The 11,330-nt window shown below is 46.0% G+C and carries 8 protein-coding genes and 1 tRNA gene; 7 read left to right on the plus strand and 2 right to left on the minus strand.

Annotated features, from left to right (window positions below; genetic code table 11):
• The first annotated feature begins 92 nt into the window (after positions 1-92).
• The 7 genes from QUB24_RS20965 to QUB24_RS20995 all read left to right on the plus strand — a co-directional run bounded on the left by QUB24_RS20965 (position 93) and on the right by QUB24_RS20995 (position 7,060).
• Complete coding sequence (locus QUB24_RS20965) at positions 93-1,307, plus strand: ABC transporter permease subunit (protein ID WP_333155147.1); 1,215 nt, start codon at positions 93-95, stop codon at positions 1,305-1,307.
• Positions 1,308-1,353: 46 nt separating this feature from the next.
• Positions 1,354-1,953, plus strand: coding sequence for a hypothetical protein (locus QUB24_RS20970; protein ID WP_333155148.1), 600 nt, complete (start codon positions 1,354-1,356; stop codon positions 1,951-1,953).
• A gap of 50 nt (positions 1,954-2,003) precedes the next feature.
• Entirely contained in the window at positions 2,004-2,525 is a 522-nt protein-coding gene (locus QUB24_RS20975; RefSeq protein ID WP_333155149.1) for a DUF29 family protein, read from the plus strand.
• A gap of 96 nt (positions 2,526-2,621) precedes the next feature.
• Entirely contained in the window at positions 2,622-3,821 is a 1,200-nt protein-coding gene (locus QUB24_RS20980) for an amino acid ABC transporter permease (protein WP_333155150.1), read from the plus strand.
• Positions 3,822-3,893: 72 nt separating this feature from the next.
• Positions 3,894-4,646 (plus strand): amino acid ABC transporter ATP-binding protein, encoded by a 753-nt coding sequence (locus QUB24_RS20985; RefSeq protein ID WP_333155152.1) that lies wholly within the window; start codon positions 3,894-3,896, stop codon positions 4,644-4,646.
• Positions 4,647-4,762: 116 nt separating this feature from the next.
• Complete coding sequence (gene uvrC, locus QUB24_RS20990; protein WP_333155153.1) at positions 4,763-6,838, plus strand: excinuclease ABC subunit UvrC; 2,076 nt, start codon at positions 4,763-4,765, stop codon at positions 6,836-6,838.
• A 151-nt stretch (positions 6,839-6,989) separates the two neighbouring features.
• Positions 6,990-7,060, plus strand: a tRNA-Gly gene (locus tag QUB24_RS20995).
• 236 nt (positions 7,061-7,296) lie between these two features.
• Here QUB24_RS20995 and QUB24_RS21000 read toward each other — a convergent pair.
• Both QUB24_RS21000 and QUB24_RS21005 read right to left on the minus strand, forming a co-directional pair.
• Entirely contained in the window at positions 7,297-8,127 is an 831-nt protein-coding gene (locus QUB24_RS21000) for a hypothetical protein (protein ID WP_333155155.1), read from the minus strand.
• A 227-nt stretch (positions 8,128-8,354) separates the two neighbouring features.
• Positions 8,355-11,330: DUF5906 domain-containing protein (locus QUB24_RS21005; RefSeq protein ID WP_445300424.1), on the minus strand; the 2,976-nt coding region annotated here is incomplete at its 5' end.

Genomic DNA, 11,330 nt, shown 5'->3' on the forward strand with positions numbered 1-11,330 from the left:
AAATCATTCCGATGCAACCGGAAACAATATCACGCACCAAAGCTCAATCTAGCTTGGATTTGCCAGCAGATTTATCAAATATAATTTAAGTTATGAATCCAGAACCTCAACCGGGCAAATCGCAGAAATCGCCCAAATTTAAAGATATATCAAAACTGCTGCGGGACGATCGCTTCTGGAAAATAGCCGGACAGGCGATCGCCCTAATTTTAGTAATAATTGTCATCGCCATTCTTTGGGACAATCTCAGTGCCAATTACTCGCAACTGGGGATTGCATTTGGATTTGATTTTCTCAATTCCCAAGCATCCTTTGACATCGGCGAAAGCGTGATTCCCTACACTCCCGAAAACAGTTACAGACAAGCATATTTTGTCGGTTTAATCAACTCGCTGCGGGTGATGGGTATCGGCATTGTTTTCGCAACAGTTGCGGGTTTGACTGTAGGAATTGCCCGCCTTTCGGACAATTGGCTGCTGCGGCATTTGGCTGGTTTGTATGTGGAAATTTTGCGAAATACGCCGTTATTGCTGCAATTATTTTTCTGGTATTTTGCAGTTTTCATTTCCCTGCCAAAACTCGAAGACAATCAGCAGATGAGGGGCCCGATTTACTTGACAAATCGCGGCATTGCTGTACCAACACCAGTGGCTTTGCCGGGTTTTGAAATTTGGTTGATTTTGCTAACTGTCGGAGTTTTGGCTGCCGCTGGGCTGTGGATGTGGCGGGCGCGGGTGATGTTGGAAGAAGCTAAGCCGGGAAGACAGTTGTTTTGGGCTCTAGGTGCGATCGGGCTAAGTGCAATCTTAGCTTTGATTATCACCAGAAATCTGCCTTTTCGGCTAGATTTCCCGCGCTTGACGCCAGAATTGCAACTCGAAGGAGGATTAAAATTAACTCCAGAATTTGCAGCATTGGTGACAGGACTCAGCTTGTATACTGGCAGTTACATTGCAGAAATTGTCCGGGCCGGAATTCAGTCAGTATCGAAAGGCCAGTGGGAAGCGGGAAAGTCTTTGGGGCTCAAGTCTGGAACAATGATGCGGATGGTAATTTTGCCGCAAGCTTTGCGGGTGATTGTGCCGCCTTTAACCAGTCAGTATCTGAATTTAGCTAAGAATTCGAGTTTAGCGGTTGCGGTTGCTTATCCCGACGTTTATTTTGTGGTGGGCTCTCCGACGTTGAATCAGACCGGTCGGGCGATCGAAGCAATGTTAATTATCATGGTAACATATCTAACAATTAGTTTGATAGTTTCTCTGTTCATGAATTGGTACAATAAAACCGTACAAATCAAGGAGAGGTAACTGCTGACTATTTGAGATTTTGGATGTAGGATTAAAGGAGAACAAAATGGCATACAGTGATTTTAGTTTAGCAAAAGTATCTAAAACTTTTGAACTTAAACTTTTAGATGTAGTTAATATGTTTTCTGCTATTCCAGAGTTAGAAAGTAGTAATTTTTTAGAAGAAACCCTTCTATATACTGTGCCATTAGCTATTAGCAGTAATACAGAAAAAGCTCGCTCCGAAATGATTATTGCACCAATTTTGATCGAACTGAGAAAACAGTTAAATTCTGAAATTAGCTTTTTTTCAGGAATAGACTTTACAATCGATCCCGAAAAAGGATTAAATGGAAATTGCGATTTCCTGATTAGTCGTTCTCCAGAATTATTAATTCTTACCGCACCAGTAATTATCATTGTAGAAGCCAAAAAGGAAAATATCAATGGCGGATTGGGACAGTGCGTAGCAGAAATGCTAGGCGCTAGAATATTTAATGAACGTGAAGGAAACGATATTTCTGCGATTTTTGGCGCTGTCACAAGCGGGACTAACTGGAGATTTCTAAAATTAAAAGACCAAGTAATTGAAATTGATTTAACAGAGTATTACCTCAGAGATGTTAATAAAATTTTAGGCATTTTAGCTAGTGTAATTAATAATTAATACCCAATAACCATATTTGGTTAGCAAATATCAAATTTGAGGTGAATCAAATGACACAAGAATTAATCGCTCTTAGAAATAGCATATTGGAAGGAAGGTATACGGATGCTTTGGCAATAGTCGATGAGTTAGATGGAATGAGCAAACAGGCAATTTTGCGACAAATCCAATCTTTTTTAAATGTTTTGCTGATTCACTTGATTAAAAATCAAGTTGAACAGCGATTAACTGGTTCTTGGGCAAGTTCGATTCGCAATTCAATCAGAGAAATTAAGAAGGCAAATATTAAAGATAATAAAACATCTTATTACATCAATCCTGATGAATGGGAGAGTTTTATAGAGGAGGAGGTGATTGAGGATGCGATCGCAGAGGCTGCCGAGGAAGTATTGAATGGTGTTTATACTCAATTTCAACTTGCAGAGATGATGGATAGAAACCTGATTATTCAGACTGCTGTGAGGTTATTGAACTTGACTTATATCCATTCCGCCAAAGATTTACCCGCAGTGTTAGCCCAGCATTTAAGTCAGTTACCAGGTGGAGAAGATTGGATAAATCGGCGAAAATAAGTAGTATTTTTTTTAGCCTTGGCGATTGGAAATCGCGTCTACACAAACAAAACCCGCCTACGCGGGTTAATAAAATATAGGATGGAAAACCGCTAGATGGAAACTCTCCCCATATTACCGCCCCCAGCCACCGAATCGCCTACCCCTTGGAATTGGGCGCGCAAAAACCTATTTAGTACCTGGTACAACAGCATTCTGACAGTAGTTTGCCTAATTATCGCCTTCCAAACTATTAAAGGAATTATCGTTTGGGCAACAACAAAAGCTCAATGGCGCGTATTAGAAGCCAACTTGCCACTATTTTTCGCCGGCAGATTTCCCCGCGATTCTTACTGGCGGCTGTGGATAGTAACGGCAATCATTGCCTTGTTGGGAGGATTAACTTGGGGAAACATTCAGCGGCAAGAACCTCTTTGGAATCCGCCTTTACTAATTATACTCGGTGCTGCGGTTGTGGGTGCGGTCATTTCGCCGATCGACCTAACCTCTCGCCTCTACCTCTTAGGAATTATTATCGCAGCCGCCGCCAGCTATGCCATCGGAAGGCAAATTCCGCCAAAAATCATGGGCTGGATGCCTGCAATTTGGATTCTTTCCTTCCCAATAGTTTTGTGGCTAATTAAAGGCGGGTTAGGTTTGACCGAAGTGTCAACAAATGATTGGGGCGGTTTAGTGCTGACGCTGTTTTTAGCAGTTATTAGTATTGTGCTTTCCTTTCCTTTGGGAGTATTGCTAGCACTCGGCAGACAAAGTTCTTTGCCAGTTGTAAGACTGTTATCAACATTATACATTGAAATTATTCGCGGTTTACCCTTAATTGGCATTTTGTTTTTAGGTCAAGTGATGCTGCAACTCTTTTTGCCGCCCGAATATCCGAAATTGGATAGAGTAATTAGAGCCATTGCTGGACTGACTCTATTCAGTGCAGCTTACTTGGCAGAAAACGTGCGCGGTGGCTTGCAGGCCGTGCCCAGGGGACAAATAGAAGCAGCTAGGTCGATCGGACTCAATACACCCCTGCTTACAATTCTAATTGTACTGCCTCAAGCATTGCGAATAGTCATTCCGGCGATCGGCGGTCAATTCATCGGATTATTTATGGATACATCCCTCCTGTCTCTATTCGGAATGTTAGAATTAATCGGAATATCCCGCGCCGTTTTAGCAAATCCATCCTATATCGGCAGATACGCCGAAGTTTACATATTCGTCGGCATCATTTATTGGATATTTTGCTACTCAATGTCCCTAGCAAGCCGCAAAATAGAGCGAACTTTAGAAGTAGGCCAGCGCTAAAAACTCCTCTAATTTCATTGGCGTTCATCTGCGTTCATCTGCCGACATCTGCGGTTAAAAAATAAAAAAATCATGGAAACTAAACCCACAATCCCCGAACAAGTAATCGTAGCAGAAAACGTCCACAAATGGTACGGACAATTTCACGTACTGCGCGGCGTCAGCATGACCGTAAACCGAGGTGAAGTCGTGGTCGTGATGGGGCCCTCTGGTTCGGGAAAATCGACGTTTATTCGCACATTCAACGCATTAGAAGAATACCAACAAGGTAAAATTACGATCGACGGAATCGAACTTTCCCACGACTTACGCAACATCGAGACAATTCGCAGCGAAGTAGGAATGGTGTTTCAGCAATTCAACCTGTTTCCCCACTTATCAGTCTTGCAAAACGTCATGCTAGCCCCAGTGTGGGTGCGCCGCTGGCCGAAAAAAAAAGCCGAAGAAGTAGCAATGCAACTGTTAGAAAGAGTGGGGATTTTGGAACAAGCAAAAAAATATCCCGGACAGTTGTCTGGAGGACAGCAGCAGCGGGTCGCTATTGCACGTTCTCTAGCCATGCAGCCTAAAATTATGCTGTTTGATGAACCGACATCAGCATTAGACCCGGAGATGGTGCGGGAAGTTTTAGATGTAATGCGAAATTTGGCTCAAACAGGAATTACAATGGTGGTGGTGACTCACGAAGTTGGGTTTGCGCGCGAAGTTGCCGATCGTATTGTATTGATGGATGGCGGCGTTTTAGTTGAAGAAGCGAAGCCGGAAGAGTTGTTTCAGAACCCAAAGGAAGAACGCACCCGCAAGTTTTTATCTCAGATATTGTAACTAATTTTCAAGTTTAATCGGTGGATTTGGCGACGGTAGCAGCCGTAAAAATAGACAGAATTAAGGTAAAATAAAAGAGTGTACAATAACTCTTTATTTTGCTGAGATAGCTTGCAATGCCATCCACAAAAACTCTGCCGTTAGTTAAAGACTCGGAACGCCTAGAAAGTCGCCTCAAAGAAATTCCGGCGGTTCCTGGTGTATATTTAATGCGAGACGAGAGCGATCGCATCCTTTACATCGGCAAATCAAAAAAACTCCGAAACCGCGTCCGTTCATACTTCCGCGAAAGTCAAAATCTCAGCCCCCGCATCGCGATGATGGTGCAGCAAGTGCGCGAAATTGAATTCATCGCCACCGACACAGAAGCAGAAGCTTTAGCCTTAGAAGCAAACCTGGTAAAACAGCACCAACCTTACTTTAATGTACTCCTCAAAGATGATAAAAAATATCCTTATTTGTGCATAACCTGGTCGGAGGAATACCCGCGCATTTTTATCACCCGCAAACGCCGCGCCGGTAGTGCAAAAGACCGCTACTACGGCCCCTACGTCGATACAGGGGCGCTGCGGAGTACGCTGCATTTAATTAAGCGAATTTTCCCCCTGCGGCAGCGCCCTCAACCGCTATTTAAAGACCGTCCTTGTTTGAACTACGACATCGGGCGCTGCGTTGGCGTTTGTCAAGGGTTAACTTCGCCTGAAGAATACCGGAAAATAATCCAAAAAGTAGCGATGATTTTCCAGGGAAGAACTCAGGAATTACTCGATATTTTAGAGCCCCAAATGGAAGAGGCAGCCGAAGATTTAAACTTTGAAACGGCGGCGCGCATTCGCGATCAAATTAAGGGTTTGCAGTCTTTGAGTGCGGGTCAAAAAGTGTCTTTGCCCGACGATACTGTTTCCAGAGATGCGATCGCACTTGCGGCAGACACCCAGCACGCTTGCGTCCAATTGTTCCAAATTCGCGCTGGTCAATTGGTCGGAAGGTTGGGATTTATGGCGGAAATACCCTCCCAACTCAGGGCGGGCACGGGGGCACCGCCCCTACAATCGGGGGGGGAAGAGTTATCTGAACTTTCTCTTTCCTCCCCCCCTTGGCAAGGGGGGGAACGAGGGGGGGTAGAGGCCGGAGCGATTTTGCAGCGGGTGTTGGAAGAACACTATCAAAATGTCGAATCTGTAGAAATTCCCAGCGAAATTTCTGTGCAGTACGAATTGCCAGAAGCGGAAATATTAGCAGATTGGTTGAGCAACCGTAAGGGGCGAAAAGTTACGATTTTGACGCCGCAGCGGCAAACTAAAGCTGAGTTGATTGAGATGGTGGAACGGAATGCTGAGTATGAATTGGCGAGAATGCAAAGATTGAGCGATCGCAATTCTCAAGCAATGGAAGATTTAGCAGAAATTCTCGATTTGCCAGAAGTTCCTCGCCGCATTGAAGGTTACGATATTTCTCACATTCAAGGTTCTGACGCTGTAGCTTCCCGCGTCGTATTTATTGACGGTTTGCCCGCCAATCAACACTATCGCCATTACAAAATTAAAAATCCTGAAATTAAATCGGGTCATTCTGATGATTTTGCTAGTTTAGCAGAAGTTATCGGTCGCCGATTTCGAGGATTGAAGGAAGAAGAAAGTTCGGCAACGGATTTTATAACGGATTTAACGGATAGAACGAATAATGAAGAAGAATTTAGCGATTTAGGAAATTCGGAAAAAATCAGCAATTTATCCTCAGTTTCTCGTACTATTTCGGACAAACCCGACTTAATTATGATAGATGGCGGCAAAGGTCAACTGTCAGCAGTTGTGGCTGTTTTGCGGGAGATGAATTTGCTAGAAGAGTTGCGCGTTGTCAGTTTGGCCAAGCAGCGAGAGGAGATATTTTTGCCGGGGGAATCTTTGCCACTGCCAACTAATTCTGAGCAGCCTGGGGTACAATTATTGCGCCGGGTGCGGGATGAGGCGCACAGGTTTGCTGTGAGTTTTCACCGGGATCGCAGAAGCGAGAGAATGAAGCGATCGCGCCTTGATGAAATTCCCGGATTGGGACACCACCGACAAAAACAATTGTTAGCACATTTTCGGTCGATCGACTATCTGCGTTTAGCGACTCCCGAACAGTTGGCAGAAGTTTCTGGGATTGGCCCGCGTCTAGCGCAGCAAATTTACGATTATTTCCACCCGTAAAGCCTTACCCAGCAGCCGAGACGGGGATTTTCGGGGTGAGGGGGCGATCGGGCCACAAGTCCCGATTCAGCCACTGGTAGGGAGGTATTCAAAAATTTTGCACAGGCCTATTGCAATCCCCAGAGACTTGTGGTATGTTTAGTTTCTGTGTGCGGGCATAGTTTAGTGGTAAAACTTTAGCCTTCCAAGCTAATTATGCGGGTTCGATTCCCGCTGCCCGCTTGCGCCTAGAAAAGCCTCAAACCAACGACAAATCAACGGTTTGAGGTTTTTTATTGCCTAGAATACGGCCGAATTAGGGTTCCAAGTGACTAGAAATTGACTACGATTTGACTACGGAATGACCAAACTGAGTATCAAGTGAGTATCAACTGACTACGGTTTGACTACGGTTTTTTTGACCGTAGTCAGCCCTTCCCCGCAAAATACCTCGCTTTCAGTGGTAAGTCATGGCTTCCTCACAATGAACTGCCAGCTTGATTAAGTAACCCCAGAAGCACCTCGATGTCTGCCGGCTCTGCCTTGGACTTTTTACGCCGCGCTCTCAACTGGTTGACCAATTCAGCCGGCTCTAGAAAATCGGGAAAATTTTTACTGGCTGCATCATTTTTCGATTTTTGTCTCAGGTCGGAGAGTTCCCCCTCGATTTCTTCCCGATCGGCGCGTTCGCTCGCAAGTTGCGATCGTAACTGTGCCACTTCCTCTCTGAGTTTATTGGTGACTGCGGTACTGGATTCTAGAAGTTTGGCGTAGTCAGCTTTTATTTTTTCCTTCTCTGCCTTTAGGTTGCCTAACTCATTCTGCAACTGTTCTGCAACCTCGCTATCTACTTTGGGCAACTCTAGAGAATCACCCAACTCAGACTTTCCCGGCAGTGCCTCCTGTAACGCTTCAACGGCTTTTAGTAATGTCGCTACCTGCAACTCTAACGCTGTTACTCTACTTTCTGCAACCTGTTCTGCAACCTGTGAGACTTCTGCAACCTGTTTAACCCGTGGTTCCGAGGGAATATCTAAGGCTTCTGCAATCTCATCAAGCTTATCCACGCTGACTTCTGAGCTTTTACCTATGTATTTTTTACGTACCTTTTTCTCAATCTTTCTGCAACCGTACCAGTATTCACCGTTTTTACCTTCCTTGCGGACTGTGTAGGGTTTACCGTCTCCTGTGGGTTCATATCTGAAAGAGCCGACAGACTCTAACCACGCCGCACCCTTGGGGGAGTCTAGCTCGAATACCTTGCCGTCCTCTGTTTCTATTAATCCTTGCATCACCGCTGGAATTGTCATAGGTTGCCTACCTGGTTGCTTAATTGCTTCTACAACCAGCTTAAGCAACCTTTAAGCAACTGTCAAGGGTTACTTAAAGGTTGAGTAAGTTAAAGCTTCATTTGCGATCGGTGATTTTCTACCTGATAGCTGTCTACACTGTCAACATATTGTAGACAAAAGTTGTAGACACAAAAATCCCCCAATTTAGGGGGATAGGGATTGAGCCGTCAGTTGTCAGGCAGTGGCTAAATTTTTCCTTGGAGACGGATGAGTTCAGCAATTCGATCGCGAACGGCTTCCACTTCTCCTTCCAACCACTGAGCAATCGTAGCTATGTCGTATTTTTTGCCCGGTGCCTGCCAGCCAAACATTTGTGTTTGGAGAGTTTGTAGTTGCTCTGGGTAGTATTCGTGCCACCACACCAGTGCTATGTCTCGCATCGCCTGGGCATCTTCGGGAGTAATTTTCCGAGTTAATAGCTGAGGTTGCGGTAGCAGTTCTGCTAACTTCCGCCGCTCGTCATCGGTAAGTTGAGAGAGTAAATTGCAAACCTGACTAAAAGGTGAGGAAATTGCGTCACCATCGTCTCCATCGCACTGAATAACGGTTTGTGCGTCACCAACTGCGTCACCAGCATTTTTTGGTGACGCAGTTTTCCTTACTGTGTCTACTGGAGACGATGGTGACGCAGTTTTTGCGGATTGTGGTGAGGTGTGTACAAATCCGACGCCAAGCAAATATCTTTGCCCTTTCCGTTCCATCTCGTCTCGTTCGTTATGGCGACACACTTGGAGTTTAGGGAAAATCTCGCTAAACCTTGACCCTAACTGGTTTATAGCTTTTACAGGAGCGTCATACTTACTAGGAAGTTCATTCCAAATCAACTTCTCCTTGGTGCCGCTAGTGTCTCTCTCTAGAATCCCTGCATCCTCATACCAAGCTTGCAATTGCTCCCACAAATCTTTAACCCAGACGCGACCGCCAGACTGAACCTCCAAACCAACCTCGCGGGCAAACTGCCACAAGTGCCGACTTCCCTCCTGTGCTTCCCGCATCGCCTCACGAGTTGCCTTGTAGTCAATCCCCTCTTTCAGTAGCAGTGGCAACCGTTCCAACATCTTGTTGAGCATCGCCGGTGCAATCCGTTCAAGGATAAAGTTCTCATCATCCTTAAAGCGCGGGTCAGCCTCCAATTCACCCTGAGACGGGTCAGCGTTGTGCTTGTAAGTTTTCTCGAAACTCAGGATGCTGTAGCGGTCATCAATGGCGGCCGTCCCTCCAGTGATAGAGGGCAGTTTGTTGCAATTGGCTAAAAAGATAGCCGCAGGCTTGTACTCATAACCATCCTTGCCCTTGCGTTCAATATCAAGGATGTCCCCTGTAATAAACTGTTTAAGACTCTGGATGGTGTCGAGGTCTATTTTTCCAGTATTCTCGGAAGCCCAATTACAAATACTTCCTTCAATTCCTGCTAGAGAGAACTTGCGGCCATTGTCATAGGCTTTGAAGTCTGACAGCGACTTCCCGGTCATCCCCCGCCCAAAGACAGCGGACAACACAGCCCGCAGCGTATCCTTGCCGTTAGACCCCTCGCCGTAGCACAGCAAACCTTTAACACCCCGTCCCGTCAGCTTGGAGCGGACAAGCTTTAAGTTCAACGCAGCAGCAGCAGTCCGCAAAAATACCTCACGCTGCGACGGCTCCAAACACTCCAAAAGGCGATCGCAATCTGTAGGGTCAATATTGGGGTCATACTTGCAGCCAACATAGGTATAGACCTGGTTATGGTCATGTGGCACAAACGAGTGAGAACCGTCAGGGTTAATTTTCACTACCCCGTTAGAGCAGTTCAAGCCGTCAGGATTTATTTTGTTTGGGTCAACCCAGTTCTGATCGATAACCCACTTCAGAATCTCAGTTCCGTTACTAGACCTGGCTCGGTTGTTGACCCAAACACCCTTTACCTTCTCCGCGTAGGTATTGAGCCAGCCACCTATACGGCGCTTTTCCTCGGATTCTGAGCGCAATTCGTAGTGACTGCCGACATAGCGATAAAGCTGACTTCCAATAGCTTTCCAGTGACCGTCCGAGTAAAGTGCAGCCTCTGCCTTCTGTACGAAGTTTTGCAGTGCAGTTGGTGCGGTGTCTGGGATGTAGTCACTTTCACTACTGTCATACTTCTGGCATACTACTTCTTCTCGCGTGCGCGGGTGAGGAGTTAGAGAAATAGAAGTAATTGATTCCGTTGCAGTGTCGTTGACTGCTTCCTCTATCAGTCGGATGAATTCCTTACTATCTATGGCTTCCAAGATTTCTCGGATGTCTCCCGCATCTGGAATGTCTGGGTAAATGGCACGCGGGTCAACAACCACACAAGGGAACTGGATGTGACGGGCAACCAGCCAAACTTCTTGACCCTTCTTGATACCCGCGTCATCGTTATCACGCAACACTGCAACACTGACGTTTTTGCCTGTCGCTTGCAGAGCTTCGAGCATTATCTGAATTTCGGGATGGCTCCAATTGGAACCTTGCAGAGTTAGTCCTGCAAGACCGATACTTCTGGCACGGTCTACGTTGTCTTCCCCTTCAAGCATCAGAACGAGAACGGGTTCACCGTCTGGTAGTGCTTCTAGTAATTCGACAACTTCATTAATCCGATATGCTGGCCAGCGAGTATCGCCCTTGTTCCAGACTTCCTTGCCGCTAGGGTCTATGTGGATTTGGCGGCAAGTTTTGTCGCGTCCCTTTGGTTTACTTGCATCGGGCCAATCAAACCGCAAAACCTTTTGAGTGTCGCTGTAGGCGTAGGTGATTTGTGTGGCACTGTCTGGAACGCCTTTGGGGAAGTATTTGGGTTGTTCGGTGCGAGGTGGTTTTCCGGGGGCGGGTAATCTCAGAAGTTTCGCGCCGATCGGAACTGGTACGGGGCGGTATTCCTTCTTTTTGGCTGTTGGTTTCGATGCCTGTGGTTTACTTACCTGTTGCTTGAGCTTTTCTTCCTCACACTCTGCTAAAAATTCAGCCAGTGGTCGAATAGCTTCCCGGATGTCAGCGGTTGAGCAAGCGTTCGTCCAGCATTGAAACGCACCAGTTTTTGGTTTGACCCCTAACCTGCGCCCTTGACAGACGGGGCAAGTGTAAAAATTCTTAGCTGTGCCGGGTTCTAGTTTGTCAAGATGGTTGCGGATGTCGAATGAACCCGTTTTTGATGGAGCAGA

Origin of the sequence: Microcoleus sp. B9-D4 (assembly GCF_036705105.1) — a bacterium.
Classification (GTDB): domain Bacteria; phylum Cyanobacteriota; class Cyanobacteriia; order Cyanobacteriales; family Microcoleaceae; genus Microcoleus.

What these genes read in the sequence shown, in the direction of transcription:
- QUB24_RS21000 (WP_333155155.1), bottom strand. Translation starts at nt 8,127, where the DNA reads ATGACAATTCCAGCGGTGATGCAAGGATTAATAGAAACAGAGGACGGC.
- QUB24_RS20975 (WP_333155149.1), top strand. Translation starts at nt 2,004, where the DNA reads ATGACACAAGAATTAATCGCTCTTAGAAATAGCATATTGGAAGGAAGG.
- QUB24_RS20965 (WP_333155147.1), top strand. Translation starts at nt 93, where the DNA reads ATGAATCCAGAACCTCAACCGGGCAAATCGCAGAAATCGCCCAAATTT.
- QUB24_RS20980 (WP_333155150.1), top strand. Translation starts at nt 2,622, where the DNA reads ATGGAAACTCTCCCCATATTACCGCCCCCAGCCACCGAATCGCCTACC.
- QUB24_RS20985 (WP_333155152.1), top strand. Translation starts at nt 3,894, where the DNA reads ATGGAAACTAAACCCACAATCCCCGAACAAGTAATCGTAGCAGAAAAC.
- uvrC (WP_333155153.1), top strand. Translation starts at nt 4,763, where the DNA reads ATGCCATCCACAAAAACTCTGCCGTTAGTTAAAGACTCGGAACGCCTA.
- QUB24_RS20970 (WP_333155148.1), top strand. Translation starts at nt 1,354, where the DNA reads ATGGCATACAGTGATTTTAGTTTAGCAAAAGTATCTAAAACTTTTGAA.